Below are 16,531 nucleotides of genomic sequence, written 5' to 3'. Positions count from 1 at the left end.
GGACGTCAGTCTTCCTTGTCCTGGTTGGCATTCGCCGACAGGCCGAGCAGGCCGGCGAGCGAGCGCTGATGGCCGGTGTCGATGGTGGCATAGACGCTCATGCCGGCTTTCAGCTTCTTCACGAACTTGTCGCTGTCGTCGAAATAGATCCGCACCGGCACGCGCTGCACGACCTTGACGAAATTACCGGTGGCGTTCTGCGGCGGCAGGATCGCGAACTGCGCGCCGGTGCCCGGCGACAGCGAGCCGATCTTGCCCTTGAACACGTGGTTGGGGAACGCATCGACCTCGAGCGTGACCGCCTGGCCGACCGCGACATAGGTCAGGTCGCTCTCCTTCGGATTGGCGTCGACCCAGGGGTGCGCGATGTCGACGATGGAGAACACCGGCGTGCCGGCGGCGACGAAGCGGCCGAGCTGGATCTGATCGACCTGCGCCGCCACGCCGCTCATCGGGGCGCGCAGCACGGTATGGTCGAGATTGCGCCGAGCGTCATCCAGCTTGGCCTTGGCCTGCACATAGGGCGGGAACTCTTCCAGCGGCAGGTCGGGATTGCCAAGCAGCTGTGTCTTCGCGTTGGAGAGCTGCTGCTTGACGAACTGCGCCTGCGCACCGGCCGTGACCATCGCGTTCGACGCGTTGTCCAGGTCGAGCTGCGAGCCATAATTGTTCTTCACCAGCGCCTGCTTACGCTCGACGTCGCGCTGCTTCAGGTCCATGCCCTGCTGGGCGAGATCCAGCATCTGGCCGTAGATTTTGACGTTGGCGATGAGGTTGTCGTAGGTGATACTGGCCTGCGCGAGCTGCGCCTTGGCCTCCTCCACTGCGAGGCGGAAAGGGACGGGATCGATTTCGAACAGCTCGTCGCCCTGCTTGACGAGCTGGCCCTCTTTCACGACGACCTTGGCGATCTTGCCGGAGATGTCGGGCGTCACCAGCACTTTCTGCGCGCCGACATAGGCATCATCGGTGCCGACATAGCGTCCGCCATGCAGATAAAAGGCGATGCCGCCGATCGCGGCGGCCGCAGGCAGCACCACCATCAGGAGGAAGCGGCGATAGCGGCGCAGGCCCGCCAGCAGGCGCCGGCGCGGCTCCGCCGCGAGTTTCTTGGTGGGCTTGCCGCTCGGGGCACCCTTCTGTTCGGGGGCGAATTTCAGGACTTGATCAGCCATAGCGCTGCTCCTTACGTGCTTGTTCCGCTCCGCTGGTCTGGATGGCGTTGCGCACGTTTTCCTTGATTGTTTCGAGGTGGGTGAGCAGACGATGGGCGTCCGCCGGGTTGATGCCGTCGAGCGCGTTGGCCGTGAGCTCGGACTTCAGGCCGCTCATCTTGCCGAGCAGCGCGCGGCCGGCCTTCTTCAGGTACAGCCGTTTGACGCGGCGGTCGGAGGCGTCGCTGCGGCGCTCGATCCAGTCATTGTCGCAGAGCTTGTCGATCAGCCGCGTCAAGGTGATCGGCTGCATCTCCAGGAGCTCGGCGAGCTCGGACTGCTTCATGCCCTCGCTGCGCTCGACCTTGGCCAGCACCGCCCATTGCGCGCGGGTGATGCCGTAGCGGGATGCCTCCTTGTCGGCATAGACCCGGAGCAGGCGATAGAGTTCGCCGAGCGTGAACAGGAAGTTCTGATCCACCGACGTGCGGCTCATAAGCTTGGCCTCCAATAAGCTTTGCTATAATAAGCAAGCTCATGATTATTTCATGGCCAGTTAGCGCGGCGCTGCTCCGCCGGAAAAGCATGGCTGGCAGCGATCCGAGTCGCGGCCTTTGGGTTCCCGGTCCGGAAATGCTAAAGAGGAGCGCGATGAGCCTTGCAAAACCGGCCTTTCCCGCGCCTGACCACGATCACGGCCGCTGCACCGCGGATGCCTTGACGCATGCGGAGGCCGTCTGTGAGCAGCGCGCCCAGAAATTCACGCCAATCCGCCGCGAGGTGCTCAAGGCGCTGCTCTCGAGCCACCGTCCGCTCGGCGCCTACGAGGTGATCGACGAACTGGCCAAATCGATGCCGCGGCCTGCGCCGATCACGGTCTATCGCGCGCTGGATTTCCTGATGGCCAACGGCCTCGTGCACCGCATCGAGAGCCGCAACGCCTATCTCGCCTGCGCCCACGACCACGACGCGGTCTCGGCGGTGGCGTTCCTGATCTGCGAGCGCTGTGGTCTCGTCGGCGAGATTCCGGCCGCGTCCGTTGCGCAAGGCGTCAACCAGGCTGCGCGCGCATCGGGTTTTGCCCCCAAACTGTCCGTGGTCGAGATCACGGGCACCTGCACCCATTGTCAGAAAGCTTCTTAAGATAACAACGGCGCCAAGCCGTCCCGGGAAGACATGTCGATAGAACCAACGAGCCCGTCCGCCGGCCGCCCCTTGAGCGCCGGGGCCATCGCCCTGATGCTCATGCTGTGCCTGACCTGGGGTTTCAACCAGATCGCGGTGAAGCTGGTCATCCCGGATATCCCGCCGGTGCTGCAGGCGACCATCCGCTCGATGGGCGCGCTGCCGGTGGTGTTCATCATCGGCACCTTGCGCGGCGCAAGATTCTTCGAGCGCGACGGCACGCTTGCCGCGGGTCTCATCGCCGGGCTTATGTTCGGCATCGAGTTCGTGCTGATCTATCAGGGCCTGCGTTTCACGCCGGCCTCGCGCGCCGTGGTCTTCCTCTACACCGCGCCGTTCTTCGTCGCGCTCGGCTCCTACCAGGTGCTGGGCGAGCGGCTCAGCGGCATGCAATGGCTCGGGCTCGCTGTCAGCTTTGCCGGCGTGGCGCTTGCGATCGGCGTGCCGCAGCCGAACGTGGATTCACAGGTCCTGCTCGGCGACCTCCTGATCGTCGGCGGCGCCGCGCTGTGGGCTGCGACCACGCTGGTTGCCAAGTCGACACGTCTGCGCTTCGCCCCACCGGAAAAGGCCATCGGTTACCAGGTCGCGATGTCGATCCCGATTCTGGGCCTGGCCGCGTACCTCTTGGGCGAGACCATTCCCCATACTCCGAGTCCGCTCTCGATCACGCTGATGGCGTTCCAGGCGGTCTGGGTGGTCGGAACCACGTTCACGCTTTGGTTCGCGCTGGTGAAGGCCTATTCGGCCAGCAAATTGTCGGCTTTTACCTTCATCACCCCTTTGTTTGGCGTCGTCGCTAGCTATTTCATCCTGCATGACACCCTCAGCCTCACGTTCGGGGCTGCCGCCATCCTTGTAATTGCTGGGCTTTTTCTGGTTAACCGTCCCAGCCAAGAGACTGCGGCCCCGCGCGATGCATTGCTGAATGTCACCAAAACCTGATATCTGGACCGCATGAACAAGCCCGAAAACACCATCGATTCCGACATCGCGGGGCCTCAGCCGCGCCACAACACCACCCAGGTCAAGGTCGGCGACGTCGCCGTCGGCGGCGGCGCGCCCATTGTGGTGCAGTCGATGACCAACACCGACACGGCCGATATCGAGGGCACCATCGCCCAGGTCGCAGCGCTGTCGCGCGCCGGCTCCGAGATGGTCCGAATCACCGTGGACCGCGAAGAGGCCGCCGCCGCCGTTCCGCACATCCGCGACGGCCTGCGCAAGCGCGGCATCACCACGCCTTTGATCGGCGACTTCCATTATATCGGCCACAAGCTGCTCGCCGACCATCCGGCCTGTGCGGAAGCGCTCGACAAGTACCGCATCAATCCGGGCAATGTCGGCTTCAAGGACAAGCGCGACACCCAGTTCGCCGACATCATCGAGATCGCCAACAAGCACGACAAGCCGGTGCGCATCGGCGCCAATTGGGGCTCGCTCGACCAGGAGTTGTTGTCCAAGCTGATGGACGAGAACGCGGCCTCGGCCAATCCGCGCGATGCCCGCGCCGTGATGCGCGAAGCCATGGTGCAGTCAGCGTTGCTCTCGGCGGCGCGCGCCGAAGAGCTCGGCATGCCCAAGAACCGCATCATCCTGTCGGCCAAGGTGTCGGCGGTGCAGGATCTGATCGCCGTCTATGAGGTCCTGGCGAGCCGTTCCGACTACGCCATCCACCTCGGCCTCACCGAGGCCGGCATGGGCACCAAGGGCATCGTCGCCTCGTCGGCCGCGCTCGGCATCCTGCTGCAGCAGGGCATAGGCGACACCATCCGCATCTCGCTGACGCCGGAGCCGGGCGGCGACCGCACCCGCGAGGTGCAGGTGGCCCAGGAGCTCTTGCAGACCATGGGTTTCCGCACCTTCGTGCCGCTGGTTGCGGCCTGTCCGGGCTGTGGGCGCACCACCTCGACCACGTTCCAGGAGTTGGCCCGCTCGATCCAGGATTTCATCCGCGACGAGATGCCGACCTGGAAGACGAAATATCCCGGAGTCGAAGAGCTCAACGTCGCGGTCATGGGCTGCATCGTCAACGGCCCTGGCGAATCCAAACACGCCAATATCGGCATCTCCTTGCCCGGCACCGGCGAGGCGCCGGCCGCCCCCGTCTTCGTCGACGGCAAGAAGTTCCGCACCCTGCGCGGCCCCGGCATCGCCGCCGACTTCAAGGCACTGGTGATCGACTACATCGACCAGCGCTATGGCCAGGGTGCCAAGGTGCCGGTAACGGCGGCGGAGTAGTTTGCTCCGCTGTTTTCCGCTGTTCGCGGCCCGTTACCCCATCTACCATGTTTCCAATCAACAATGATCGGGAGCAACATCCATGAGCTCGCTCGCCGGCAAGCAGGGTCCGCGCTATCGCCACATGGCGGAGGACGGCGCGCCCTATGAGACCATCGCCGTCGAAAAACTGACGCCCATCATCGGCGCGGAAATATCAGGCGTCGACATCGGCAGGCTCGTATCCGACGATGCGCGCTCCAACCGGCAGGTGGACGAGATCCATCGCGCGCTCGCCGAAAACCTCGTCATCTTCTTCCGCGACCAGCACATCACCCCAAAGCAGCACCTCGCCTTCGGCCGCAAGTTTGGCGAGCTGCATTGTCATCCCGCCGCTCCGCATCAGGACGAAGATCCCGCGCTGATGAAGATCTATGCCGACAAGAACTCGCCGCGAGCCAACGGCGAGGGCTGGCATTCCGATGTGTCGTGCGATCTCGAACCGCCGATGGGCTCGATCCTCTACATCAAGCAATGCCCGCCGCGCGGCGGCGACACGCTGTTCGCCAACATGTATGCGGCCTATGAGGCGCTGTCGGACCGCATGAAAACCTATCTCGACGGCCTCACCGCGCTGCATGACGGCGAGCCGATCTATCGCGGGCTCTACGCCAACCACGGCGTCGCCGACAAGCCGAGCTATCCGCATGCCGAGCACCCGGTGGTGCGCACACATCCGGTTACGGGCAAGAAGGCCCTCTACGTCAACCGCGGCTTCACCCGTTACATCAACGGCATTCCCCGCGACGAAAGCGACGCGATGCTCGCTTATCTCTATCAGCACGCCGAAAACCCGCTGTTCCAGTGCCGCTTCCGCTGGACCGAGAACGCCATCGCCTTCTGGGACAACCGCTGCACCCAACACCGCGCGATGTGGGACTACTGGCCGCACACGCGCTCCGGCACGCGCGTAACGGTGAAGGGCGAGCGGCCGGTGTAGCGCTTGCCGTCCTTGCGGGACATCATTGCGGCGATCGTTGCTTCGCTTCTTCCGTTGTCGCTCGCGCCGATCGACGCGAGTCATGCCGTGCCGGCGTGGAAGATCGTGCGCGCCAAGCCCAAGCCCAATGCCAAGCCCGTGCTCGAACATTGCGCGCCGGCCAAGTTCCGCATCGTCGTGGACGTCGGCCACACCGCCGAAGCCCTCGGCGCCGACAGCGCGCGCAACGATCCGGAGTTCGCGTTCAATCTCCGGCTTGCGAGGCTCATCTCTACGAGGCTGAAGTCGGAGGGTTTTGCCACGACACGTCTCTTGGTGACCGAGGGCAGGGCGAGGCCGAGCCTGTTCAAGCGCGTCAATGTCGCCAACGACTGGCGGGCCGATCTCTTCCTGTCGATTCATCACGACGCCGTGCCGGACAAACTCCTGGAGGAGTGGGAGTTCGAGGGCGCGAAAAGCCATTTCAGCGACCGCTTCTCCGGTTACTCGCTGTTCGTCTCGCGGCAGAATCCGCATTATGCGGCGAGTCTTGCGTTCGCGCGCCTCGTCGGCAGGGAGTTGAAGGCGCAGGACCTGACTTACGCGCACCAGTACACCCTGCCGCTGATGGGCCGTTATCGTCACGAGCTGCTGGACAAGGATTTCGGCGTCTATCGCTACGACCAGCTCATCGTGCTCTCACGCACGAGAAGCGCCGCGGTCCTGCTGGAGGCTGGCTCCATCATCAATCGCGACGAGGAGATGGCGATGAATTCGCCCGAGCGGCAGCAGGTGATTGCAACGGCCGTGGCGGGTGCGATGAAGGAGTTTTGCGAGAAGCGCTAATAGCGTCTTTGCGAGCGCAGCGAAGCAATCCAGAATCCTTCCGCGGAGACGGTCTGGATTGCTTCGCTGCGCTCGCAATGACGAAGCTGAGCCAATTTCGCACACATCTCTCCAATCTCGTCCCGGATCTCCGCTCGCTTGTCCGGGACGGCGAGTTGAGGATGCCGCTACAGCGGCACCCTCTGAAACTCCCTGTTCGCGAGACTGGCTTCCTCCAGATCGAGATCACGCTCGATCCGTCGCCTCGTTTCGTCGGTGATCTTGCCGTCGCGCAACAGCTCGTGGATGAACCTGCGCTCCGCGGTGATCAGCTCGCGCGTCAGCGTGGTGCCGGCGGCGGAGACGTCGTGGCCGCTCGGATCGAGCGAGTCGGGGAGCTGGCTGGCGCGGATTTCGTGCCGGGCGCGCAGCAGGCGCAGCACCTCGTCGGACAGCTTCGTCTCCTCGGCGAGCGTATCGAGCGATCTCAGGGCTGCATCGAGCGCCTGGCGGCGTGCGGCGATCTCGGCCTCGTGCTCGGCAAGGTGCTCGGAGCGGCCGGCGTCTGCCACGCCGAGCCATCGCACCACCTTGGGCAGGCCGAGGCCGACGCCGACCAGCGTGACGAAGATGACGCCGAAGGCGACGAACAGGATCAGGTCGCGATAGGGGAATGCCTCGCCGCCCGGCAGCACGAAGGGCAACGCCAGCGCGGCCGCGAGCGACACCGCACCGCGCACGCCGGTGAAGGCGAGCGTGAACGCCCATTGCCAGGGCGGTGAGGGATCGCGCCGGCGCAGGCTCGGGCTCAAGATCCGCGGCAGGTAGGTCGCGGGATAGAGCCAGGCGAAGCGCGCGATCACCACGATGAGAACGACCACGCCGGTGGCGACCAGGATCTCGTCGAGCGGGAACGCCTTCGACTTCTCGTAAAGCGCGCGCATCTGGAAGCCGGTGAGGAGGAACAGGATGCCCTCGATCAGGTAGATCACGAGGTCCCAGAAGAAGATGCCCTGCAGGCGCGTGGCCGAGGAAATCCACAAGGGCCCGTTCCAGCTCACATAGAGCCCGCAGGCGACGGTGGCGATGACGCCGCTGCCGCCGACATGCTCGGGCAGCCAATAAGCGAGGTAAGGCGTGATCAGCGACAGCGTGATCTCGACCTGCGGATCGCGCGCCCATTTGCGTGCACGCAAGGACAGCCAGCCGACCCCGATGCCGTAGGCGATCTCGCCGGCAACGATGAGGAAGAACTCGCCGGTCGCAAGCGGCAGCGAGAAGCTGCCGGTCGTGATCGCGGCGAGCGCGAAGCGGTAGAGGATCAGCGCGGTGGCATCGTTGGCGAGCCCTTCGCCTTCGAGCACGACCAGGATGCGGCGCGGCATGTGCAGCCTGCGCGCGATCGCCAGCGGCGCCACCACATCCGGCGGCGCGACGATGGCCCCGAGCAGGAAGCCGACCGTCCAGGGCATGCCGATCAGGAAATGCGCAGCGCCTGCCACCATCGCCGCGGTGAAGATCACGGCGCCGACCGCGAGCAGCACGATCGGACGCAGATTGTTCCTGAATTCGCGCCAGCTCATGGCGACGCTGGCCGAATAGATCAGCGGTGGCAGCACCAGGAGCAGCACGAGCTCCGGCGGCAGCTCGACCCGCGGCATGCCCGGCACGAAGGCAAGGCCAACGCCCGCCAGCATCAAGAGGATGGCGGGCGCGATGTTGAAGCGCCGCGCCAGGAGCGCCGTGCCGGCCAGCACGGCGAGCAGGATCAGAAATATCTGAAATCGCGCTTCCACCATCCCTTCACTTGCCCCGGAAGCGCGGCGCGGGTCAATGCGGCGCGATCATCCCAGCTGTTCGGCGACCATCCGCCCTATACTCGCGAATACGGTGTCGATCTGCGCCGCGGTCGGCGTGCCACCCTGGGTGTAGGCCACAATCAGGATCGGCGTTTCGGGCTTCGGCCAGGCCACCACGATGTCGCCGGAGGCGTCCTTGCCGTTATTGCCGGTCTTGTCGCCGATCATCCAGCGTCCCGGCAGGCCGGCGCGCAGCCGTTTTGCGCCGGTCTTGCAGTTCACCATCCAGCCGGTGAGTTGTGCGCGCGAGGCCGCGGACAACGCTTCGCCAAGCACGAGACGGCGGAAATTGCCGGCCATGGCAGCGGGCGTGGTCGTGTCGTGCGGGTCGCCTGGCGGCGAACGGTTGAGCTCCGGCTCGTTGTGATCGAGCCGCGAGGTGGTGTCGCCGAGCGAGCGCCAGAACGCGGTGAGTGCCGCCGGTCCCCCGATTCGCGCCAGCAGGAGATTGGCGCAGGTGTTGTCGCTGAGCTCGACGCTGGCCTTGCACATGTCGGCGACCGACATCGCGCCTTTCGAAAGGTTATCCTTCGCCGCCGGCGCATAGTCGAGCAGGTCGGCCTGGCCATAGCCGATCATCGCCGCAAGCCGGTCCTCGCCGCGATCGACCCGCGCCAGCACGCAGGCCGCAAGCGACGCCTTGAACGTAGAGCACATGACGAAGCGCTCGTCCGCGCGCCAGGCCAGCTTTTTGCCGGAGCGCAGGCTTTCAGCATAGAAGCCGACCCGCCCGCCACTCTCGCGCTCGTAAGTTTCGAGCGCAGGCGGGGCGCCTGCAGCAAATGCGGGACCTGCGGCCAGCGCGCACAGCGAGGCGAGCAGGGAACGACGATCGAGCAACATGGGATTCCTTGACAGCGGGAGCGTGTGGTGGCGAGCGGCGCGCCGTCCGACGCGCACTGCGGTTTCCTCTGCTGCTTCGACAAATTTGTGACGCGAGATGACGGCGCGATCACGGTGTGCTCCCCCCGCAAGGGCTCGCATGCGGGAGAGGGAGCGCGCCGTCCGAAGGGTTAGAGGCCGATCTAGCGCGGCGTATCCGGCGGCGCCGGCGTGCCGTTGCTTGGCTGCAAATGCGGCGACTGGATTTCCGGCGAGGGCGGAGCTTGCGCCGGCTTCGGCGCGGGGTGATCCATCAGCACGGATTCGGCGACGGACTGCGCAGATGGCGCGGGCGCAGGAGGCGCGACCGGCGCGGGCTGCGGCGCAGCCGCCATGCGCGGTTCGACGACAGGCTCGTCCGCCGCCGCCTCGACCTGACGGCGCGCTTTGCGCGGTGCCGGCTCGGTGACATAGGCGCGCCGACGCGTGCGTTGGGCGACGCCGCCGATGAAATCGGCCATCGCGAGCAGCACCAGCAGGAAATAGATGGAATTACCGAATTTGGGCCACATCACGAATTCGGCCACGGCCGCGCCGAACACGATCAGCGACAGCAAATGATCCATCAGGAATTTTGCGCCGGGCCGCGCGCCCTTCACGACCTCGAGCAGCAGCAGCACAATTCCGAGCGCGAGCAGGAGATCGCCCAGCGTGACCGGCCACGGCTCGCCGGTGATCATCGGCACCTTGAACAGCACATCCGTGAAGGACACGGTGGGCATCAGGAAGACGATGATGTTGTAGACCGCGAGCGGAATGAGAAGCAGCGGGAAACCGACCATCGCGTGTGCGCCTTCCTGATCGAGACATCCGGGCAGGACAATGCGGCGGCGAAGCATTTGCTCCGCCGCCGTCACCGTCTTAACTCACTGATTGGCCGAATCCAGGGGGCGAAACGCCCGCCTGTCGATACGCCGGCCTCAGGACTCTTTCTTCTTCAGGACCTGCCGGCCCTTGTACATGCCGGTCTTGAGGTCGAGATGGTGCGGGCGGCGGAGCTCGCCGGAGTCCTTGTCCTCGACATAGGTCGGCTTCTTCAGCGCGTCAGCAGAGCGGCGCATGCCACGGCGCGACGGCGAGGTTTTTCTTCTCGGAACGGCCATTATCGATTCCTCTAGGGATTGGTGTTCGGGGCATCGTCCGGCCTTCCGGACGGCTCAGCACCCGCAATGCGGGGCGAGCTGAATGCCGATCAAGGCCGGGCTTATAGAGGAACGCTGTTCGTAAAGCTAGGGTTTTGGGCCGGAAAAAGTGCCCGAAATGGGCTCAAAATCCGCGATTTTCCCGCCAGCAGGTCTGAACGGCCTGCGCCCGCGCCATATAAGTCACCGCCAGCCGCCGCACCCCAGGTCCCGGGGTGCGGGCGCTGCGTTTGACCGGGTTTGGCAGGATCGAGGCCAAAAGTCCCGCCTCCCGCGGCGAGAGACTGGCAGCAGACCTGCCGAAGGCATAGGCGCTGCCCGCCTCCGCACCGAACTGCCCCTGCGGCCCGAGCTCGGCGATATTGAGGTAAATCTCCAGGATCCGCGGCTTGGGAAGGACGAAGTCGATCCAGAGCGCCAGCGGAAACTCCAGCACTTTCCGGATCGGATCCCGCCCCTGCCAGAGGAACAGGTTTTTGGCCACCTGCTGGGTGATGGTGGAGGCGCCGCGGAACGGCGTGCCGTCCTCCTGCGCGTCGTCGATCGCCTCGCGCAGCGCGCCCCAGTCGATGCCGTGATGCTTGCAGAAATGGGCATCTTCGGCGCCGACCACCGCACGCGGCAAATAAGGCGACATCGCCGCCAGATCGATCCACTGCCGCTGCATCGGCGCGCCGCGCAAGCTGCGCCAGGCCATCAGCGTCGAAACCGGGTGGCCGGTGCTGTAGAACGGCGCGATTGCGTAGGGCAGGAGCGCCGCGACCGTAACCACCAGAGCCAGGGTTTTGACGATGCGAAAAATCGACCTTGTCCTGCGCCAAAATGGAAGTGATGAACCGGCCCGGCGATTAAGCCTGTGATAATTCGGGCCTTTTCCAGCAGTTTTAAGGCGTTCCAAGTGATTGACGGAAGCGCCGGCATAAAGGATTGTCCGGCCGAATTTTAGTTCTGGAGCCCTTCTTGATGACCGGCACGACCCCGTCCGATTTCGCCAAACGCCTGGACAAGACCGCAGACGATACCGAGGCCCTGCTGGCCAGGCTGTTGTCGGATGACATCCTGCCAGACGAGATCGCGCGCCCCAAGCGGCTGATGGACGCGATGCGCTATTCGAGCCTCGGCGGGGGCAAACGCCTGCGGCCGTTCCTGGTGGTCGAGAGCGCCGCGGTGTTCGGTGTGCCGCGCGAGGCCGCCCTGCTCGTCGGTGCGGCGCTCGAATGCATCCACTGCTATTCGCTGATCCATGACGATCTGCCGTCGATGGACAATTCCGACCTTCGCCGCGGACGGCCGACGCTGCACAAGAAGACCGACGACGCCACCGCAATCCTCGCCGGCGACGGGCTTCTGACGCTTGCTTTCGATATCGTCACCCGCGACGAGATCCATCGCGACGCCAATGTCCGGCTCTTGCTGACGCGCGCGTTGGCGCGCTGCGCCGGCATCGGCGGCATGGTCGGCGGGCAGATTCTCGATCTCGCCGGTGAAGGCCGCTTCGGCGATCGCGAGCCGGTCGACGTCGCGCGGCTCCAGCAGATGAAGACCGGCGCGCTGCTGCGCTATGGCTGCATCGCCGGCGCGATCCTGGGCCAAGCCTCGAGCGCGGAATACCAGGCGCTCGACGATTACGGCCGTGCGCTCGGCGAAGCCTTCCAGATCGCCGACGACCTGCTCGACGTCGAGGGCGACGCGGCGGCACTCGGCAAACCATCCGGCCAGGACGCTGCCCTCGGCAAGACCACCTTCGTCACCCAGCTCGGCATCGAGGGCGCCAAGCAGCGCGTTCGCGATCTGCTCGCGCGAGCCGATAGCGCCGTCTCGATCTTCGGCGGCCGCGCCGCCGTGCTGCAAGCTGCCGCGCGGTTCGTGGCGGAGCGGAAGAACTAGTTTTTCAAAGGCGGGTTAACTCGCCACGAACTCACTGCACCTCTCCCGCTTGCGGGGGAGGTCGACGCGCTCGAAGAGCGCGGCGGGTGGGGGCTCTCTCCATTCGGAGAGCGTCCATTTCGGCAACACCCCCACCCCAGCCCTCCCCCGCAAGCGGGAGAGGGAGCGCGCCTTCACCGTGATTGCGATTTTACCGGACGGTAAAGACGATGGACAAAAACGACCCCGTCCTCATCCGCTTCCGCCAGATGTCGCGGCCGGTGCGCGTGGTGTATGCGCGGCCGCGGACGTTCATCGCGCTGGCCACCGGCGTTCTGGTCTGCCTGTTGCTGCCGGGATCATTGCGGCTGGTGACGCGGCTTCTGATCGGCTGGGATGCGCTGATCGCGGTCTATCTCACCCTCGTCTACAGCATGATGCTAAACCAGGATCACAACCACATCCGCCGCGCAGCGGTGATGCAGGATGACGGCCGCTTCGTGATTCTGCTGGTGATAGCGGTAGGCGCATTCGCGAGCATCGCGGCCATCGTCGCCGAGCTCGGTACCCATCGCGGGATCGGCGAGCTCTCGCTCGCGATCACGACCATAGCGCTGTCATGGGCCGCCGTGCACACGACCTTCGCGCTGCACTACGCCCACGACTACTACCGCCACGCCAAGCCGGGCGGCCTGCAATTTCCGAGCGGCGAAAAGGACGACCACGCCGACTACTGGGACTTCGTCTATTTTTCCTTCGTGATCGGCATGACCGCGCAGGTCTCCGACGTCGGCATCACCGACAAGATCATCCGCCGCACCGCGACCGCGCACGGCATCGTTTCGTTCATCTACAACACGGCGCTCTTGGCGCTGACGGTGAACATCGCGGCGAGCGCGATCGCGACGTAAGTCGATCAGGCGCGTCAGCCCGCTCAGCCGCCTCCAATGTGCCCCTGGTGCTGCGGCAGATTGTCCGTGATCTCGTACCAGGGCGCTTTGGAGCCGACGAACATATGCGCTGAGGGGCGGATCGAGGGATCGTCGAGCAGGGTTCCCAGGGGGACGTGGATCCAATGGCCCTCGCGCACCACCGAATAGAGCAGCGAGCCGCAACGGGAGCAGTGCGCGTCATGGGTCGCGGCCTCATCGCCATAGATCAGCCGTGCACCCTCGCCCGCCGTGACGCGGAACTTGTGCCGCTCGATGCCGGCAAACGGCTTGAAGGCGGAGCCAGTGGTGCGGCGGCAGTTCGAGCAATGGCAATTCAGCGCATAGACGAATTCATCCGCGACGTCGTACTGCACGGCGCCGCAGTAACATTGTCCGGCGAGGCGGCGACGGCTTGTCGTGCTTGTCACGATCTTTCTCCAGCGCGAAATGCGGCGTGACAATCTAGCGGGTCGGCCGGCCCTTGCCGATCAGCTTTTCGCGAGCAAAACGCTGGCGGATTCGCAAGTGCCGCCCTACGCTTCTTCGTCGCGCCAACATGCCAGGGAAGGAGAGCAGCATGGGGTATGACCGTTCGAGCGTCGAGGCCGTGGTGCAGGGCTATTTCGATGCGCTCTATGAAGGCGATGCCGACAAGCTCGGCGCGGTGTTCCACCCATCCGCCGATCTGCGCTGGGTGGAAAAGGGCGAGCTCAAAATCCTGACCGTGCCGGACTGGCTCGCCTGGGTACGCAAGCGGCCGTCGGCGAAAGCCGAAGGCAAGCCGCGCGAGGACTTCATCGTCACCATCGACCGCTCGGATGACAAGACCGCCTTCATCAAGGTCAAATGCCAGCTGCCGCCGCGCTACTTCACCGACTATCTCGTGGCGATGAAGCTCGCCGACGGCTGGCAGATCGTGTCGAAATCGTATCGGTATGATCTGAAGGAGTGAAGGGCGCCCCGGGCGATCGTTCGCCAAGCATCGGATGCGTTTCCTCTTCTCTTGCGGTCCCGCAAGCGGGAGAGGTGCAGCGAGCCTGGGGCTCGGATCGCAAACCTAAAGCGCGATGAGATTGGGATGAATCATCATCGCACTTTAGGTTGTTGTTTGACCATGATCTGCGCGCAAACGCGCCGCGTTTGGCGCGAGGGAAAACCGCTTCACACTTTTCCGGATCATGCTCAAGCGAGTGCCTCTACGCCACCTGGCGCGTCCGCGCGCTCACGCTTCCCAGCGGGAGCTTGTGGCCATAGGCCATGTTCGCATCGACGGGGCTCGCCCGGCGCAGCCGGCTCGCCTCCGGCAGGTGCTCGGCATTGGCGAGGAGCTGGGTGACGAAGCTAGGGTCCGGGCGCGGCGGCACCACCACCTTGTGCGCCCATTCGAGCGTCGGGGTCAGCGGGACCAGGGCGGTCCCGCTGCCGCCTTCTGCCTCTCCTGTTCGATCCGTACTCACCATCGCAAACACTGTTCATCCGGCAAAACTGTCGCGTTTCGGGACGCGGGCAGCCGTGCGTGGGAGCTACTCGCAAGGCCTATGCCGGCCGGGTCGATTTGGTTCCGGGTTGCCTTGCAAACGTGGTTTCCAAATTGTTTATGAACTTTGCCTAGGGTCAAAGCCGAATCTCGCTCTATCCTCAGGTCGTGAGACCGTCTCCGCTGTCCCGAAACGAGGCGCCCTTGACCGCTGTTGTGCCGCAAGCCTCCGACATCCTGGCCTCCCTGGGCGAGGCCGTCTTCATCTGGGATATCGCGAGCGATGCGATCGCCTGGAGCGAGCAGGTCGGCTCCGTCTTCCCCGGCATCCCCGCCGGGCGGCTGGCGACCGGCGCCGAATTCGCCCGGCTGATCGAGCCGTCGCAGTCGCTGCGCACGGCCGCCCTGGCCCAGTCGCCGGCCGTGCACGGCGCCGACGGCACGCCCTACCGGACCGAATATGGCGTGCGCGTTGGCGCCTCCGATCCCGTCGTCTGGATCGAGGAGACCGGCCGCTGGTTCGCAGGTCCCGATGGCCGGCCGGTCCGTGCGATCGGCGCCGTCCGCATCAACAATGAGCGCCACGCCCGCGACGAAGAGCTTGCAAAGCTCGCCCGGCTCGATCCCCTGACCGGCGAGTTCAACCGCACCCATCTGATCGCGGCGCTCGCGGAAGCGATCGAAGAGTCGATGCGCTTCCGCTCGGCCTCGGCCTTCATGCTGGTCGGCATCGATCATCTCGCCCGCGTCAACGACGCCTTCGGCTTCGACGTTGCGGACGCCGTGATCCTCGACGTGGCACAACGCATCCGCACGCGCCTTCGCGGCGGCGACGTGCTCGGGCGCTTCTCCGGCAACAAGTTCGGCCTCATCCTGAAGAACTGCACCATCGACGACATGAACATCGCCGCCGAACGCTTCCTCGCCGGCATCCGCGACGAGGTGGTGCCGACCAAGTCGGGCCCGGTTTCGATCACCGCTTCGATCGGCGCGGTCAGCGTGCCGCGCTACGCCCGCAACACCGATGAAGCGATCAACCGCGCGCATGAGACGCTGGACGCCGCAAAGCGCCGCCGCGCCGGCTCGTTCGGCGCCTGGCGGCCGAATGCCGAGCGCGATGCGCAGCGCCGCGTCAACATCCGCGTCACCGACGAGATCGTCACCGCGCTGAACGATCGCCGCATCGTGCTCGCATATGAGCCTGTGGTCTCGGCCGCGTCGCGCGACGGCGCGTTCTACGAATGCCTGGTGCGGATGGAGCAGGGCGACGGGCGGACGCTGCTCGCCCCCGACATCGTGCCGGTCGCCGAGCGGCTCGGCCTGATCCGCCTCGTCGACCATCGCGTGCTCGAACTCGTCGTCGCCGAACTCGCCGCCTCGCCCGAGGTCAGGCTCAGCCTCAACATCTCGCCCGATACAACCATGGATCCCGACTGGTGGGCGTCGATCGAAACGCTGATGCAGACCCATCCGGGCGTTGCCGAGCGGCTGATCGTCGAGATCACCGAGACGGTCGCGATCCAGGACATCGACGACGTCCGCGCCTTTGTCGGCCGGCTCAAGCATTTCGGCAGCCGTATCGCCATCGACGATTTCGGCGCCGGCTACACCTCGTTCCGCAATTTGCGCAAGCTCGGCGTCGACATCGTCAAGATCGACGGCGCCTTCGTGCAGAACATCACCCATTCCGCCGACGACCGCGCCTTCGTGCACACACTGATCGACCTCGCCCGCCGTCTCGACATCAAGACGGTGGCTGAATGGGTTCAGGACGAGGAGGCAGCAAACATGCTGCGCGACTGGGGCTGCGACTACATCCAGGGCCGGCTGATCGGGCTCGCATCGGCCGAACGGCCGTGGGGCGTGGGCGCGGGCAACACGGTGCCCGCGGCGGGGTAGCGATCGCAGGGGGCGTTAGCTAAGCGTGACCCGCCACTTTCGTGCCCGCATATCCGAGAAGAGGTGGGTTGCGTCTTCGGCTCAACCATCCCTACGATCCAGAATCGTACG

General features: G+C 65.2%; 18 protein-coding genes. 9 read left to right on the top strand and 9 right to left on the bottom strand.

Annotated elements, in window-relative coordinates; translation table 11 throughout:
- Nucleotides 1-5: 5 nt before the first annotated feature.
- Nucleotides 6-1,175 (bottom strand): HlyD family secretion protein, encoded by a 1,170-nt coding sequence (locus QA640_RS43400; RefSeq protein WP_283038709.1) that lies wholly within the window; start codon nucleotides 1,173-1,175, stop codon nucleotides 6-8.
- Nucleotides 1,168-1,650: a MarR family transcriptional regulator gene (locus QA640_RS43395; RefSeq protein WP_283038708.1), complete on the bottom strand. Its 483-nt coding sequence runs from the start codon at nucleotides 1,648-1,650 to the stop codon at nucleotides 1,168-1,170. The genes QA640_RS43400 and QA640_RS43395 overlap by 8 nt, the downstream gene beginning before the upstream one ends.
- Nucleotides 1,651-1,805: 155 nt before the next feature.
- On the opposite strand from QA640_RS43395, the gene QA640_RS43390 reads away from it, so the two are divergent.
- The 5 genes from QA640_RS43390 (at nucleotide 1,806) to QA640_RS43370 (ending at nucleotide 6,384) form a co-directional block, all read left to right on the top strand.
- Nucleotides 1,806-2,297 (top strand): transcriptional repressor, encoded by a 492-nt coding sequence (locus tag QA640_RS43390; protein ID WP_283038707.1) that lies wholly within the window; start codon nucleotides 1,806-1,808, stop codon nucleotides 2,295-2,297.
- Between the two features lie 96 nt (nucleotides 2,298-2,393).
- The gene (locus QA640_RS43385; protein ID WP_283043067.1) at nucleotides 2,394-3,284 is read left to right on the top strand and encodes a DMT family transporter; all 891 of its coding nucleotides are present in this window, start codon (nucleotides 2,394-2,396) and stop codon (nucleotides 3,282-3,284) included.
- A gap of 12 nt (nucleotides 3,285-3,296) precedes the next feature.
- A complete protein-coding gene (ispG, locus tag QA640_RS43380; RefSeq protein WP_283038706.1) occupies nucleotides 3,297-4,580 on the top strand; it encodes a flavodoxin-dependent (E)-4-hydroxy-3-methylbut-2-enyl-diphosphate synthase in 1,284 nt (427 codons plus the stop codon).
- A gap of 82 nt (nucleotides 4,581-4,662) precedes the next feature.
- A complete protein-coding gene (locus tag QA640_RS43375) occupies nucleotides 4,663-5,559 on the top strand; it encodes a TauD/TfdA family dioxygenase (protein WP_283038705.1) in 897 nt (298 codons plus the stop codon).
- 3 nt (nucleotides 5,560-5,562) lie between these two features.
- Nucleotides 5,563-6,384, top strand: coding sequence for an N-acetylmuramoyl-L-alanine amidase (locus QA640_RS43370; protein WP_283038704.1), 822 nt, complete (start codon nucleotides 5,563-5,565; stop codon nucleotides 6,382-6,384).
- 167 nt (nucleotides 6,385-6,551) lie between these two features.
- On the opposite strand, the gene QA640_RS43365 is transcribed toward QA640_RS43370, so the two are convergent.
- The 5 genes from QA640_RS43365 to QA640_RS43345 all read right to left on the bottom strand — a co-directional run bounded on the left by QA640_RS43365 (nucleotide 6,552) and on the right by QA640_RS43345 (nucleotide 11,021).
- Complete coding sequence (locus tag QA640_RS43365; protein WP_283038703.1) at nucleotides 6,552-8,159, bottom strand: Na+/H+ antiporter; 1,608 nt, start codon at nucleotides 8,157-8,159, stop codon at nucleotides 6,552-6,554.
- A 48-nt stretch (nucleotides 8,160-8,207) separates the two neighbouring features.
- Nucleotides 8,208-9,065, bottom strand: coding sequence for a class A beta-lactamase (gene bla / locus QA640_RS43360; protein WP_283038702.1), 858 nt, complete (start codon nucleotides 9,063-9,065; stop codon nucleotides 8,208-8,210).
- 182 nt (nucleotides 9,066-9,247) lie between these two features.
- Complete coding sequence (locus QA640_RS43355; protein ID WP_283043066.1) at nucleotides 9,248-9,886, bottom strand: hypothetical protein; 639 nt, start codon at nucleotides 9,884-9,886, stop codon at nucleotides 9,248-9,250.
- Between the two features lie 138 nt (nucleotides 9,887-10,024).
- A complete protein-coding gene (gene rpmF / locus QA640_RS43350; RefSeq protein ID WP_024509484.1) occupies nucleotides 10,025-10,207 on the bottom strand; it encodes a 50S ribosomal protein L32 in 183 nt (60 codons plus the stop codon).
- Between the two features lie 163 nt (nucleotides 10,208-10,370).
- Nucleotides 10,371-11,021, bottom strand: coding sequence for a transglycosylase domain-containing protein (locus tag QA640_RS43345; protein ID WP_283043065.1), 651 nt, complete (start codon nucleotides 11,019-11,021; stop codon nucleotides 10,371-10,373).
- 188 nt (nucleotides 11,022-11,209) lie between these two features.
- Here QA640_RS43345 and QA640_RS43340 point away from each other — a divergent pair, with 188 nt between their 5' ends.
- Both QA640_RS43340 and QA640_RS43335 read left to right on the top strand, forming a co-directional pair.
- Nucleotides 11,210-12,133 carry a polyprenyl synthetase family protein gene (locus QA640_RS43340; RefSeq protein ID WP_283038701.1) on the top strand — a complete coding sequence of 308 codons (924 nt, stop codon included), beginning with the start codon at nucleotides 11,210-11,212 and terminating at the stop codon, nucleotides 12,131-12,133.
- A 209-nt stretch (nucleotides 12,134-12,342) separates the two neighbouring features.
- On the top strand, nucleotides 12,343-13,023 hold the full coding sequence (locus QA640_RS43335) for a DUF1345 domain-containing protein (protein ID WP_283038700.1): 681 nt from the start codon (nucleotides 12,343-12,345) through the stop codon (nucleotides 13,021-13,023).
- A 23-nt stretch (nucleotides 13,024-13,046) separates the two neighbouring features.
- Here QA640_RS43335 and QA640_RS43330 read toward each other — a convergent pair whose 3' ends face one another.
- On the bottom strand, nucleotides 13,047-13,472 hold the full coding sequence (locus QA640_RS43330; RefSeq protein WP_283038699.1) for a GFA family protein: 426 nt from the start codon (nucleotides 13,470-13,472) through the stop codon (nucleotides 13,047-13,049).
- Between the two features lie 149 nt (nucleotides 13,473-13,621).
- Between QA640_RS43330 and QA640_RS43325 the strand changes: the two genes are divergently transcribed.
- The gene (locus tag QA640_RS43325; RefSeq protein ID WP_283038698.1) at nucleotides 13,622-13,996 is read left to right on the top strand and encodes a nuclear transport factor 2 family protein; all 375 of its coding nucleotides are present in this window, start codon (nucleotides 13,622-13,624) and stop codon (nucleotides 13,994-13,996) included.
- 244 nt (nucleotides 13,997-14,240) lie between these two features.
- Here QA640_RS43325 and QA640_RS43320 read toward each other — a convergent pair whose 3' ends face one another.
- Entirely contained in the window at nucleotides 14,241-14,504 is a 264-nt protein-coding gene (locus QA640_RS43320) for a hypothetical protein (RefSeq protein ID WP_283043064.1), read from the bottom strand.
- 221 nt (nucleotides 14,505-14,725) lie between these two features.
- Here QA640_RS43320 and QA640_RS43315 point away from each other — a divergent pair, with 221 nt between their 5' ends.
- Nucleotides 14,726-16,420, top strand: coding sequence for a bifunctional diguanylate cyclase/phosphodiesterase (locus QA640_RS43315; RefSeq protein ID WP_283038697.1), 1,695 nt, complete (start codon nucleotides 14,726-14,728; stop codon nucleotides 16,418-16,420).
- Nucleotides 16,421-16,531: the final 111 nt, after the last annotated feature.

Origin of the sequence: Bradyrhizobium sp. CB82, assembly GCF_029714405.1 — a bacterium.
Lineage (GTDB): Bacteria > Pseudomonadota > Alphaproteobacteria > Rhizobiales > Xanthobacteraceae > Bradyrhizobium.
This window is presented reverse-complemented; position numbering and strand designations above follow the sequence as displayed.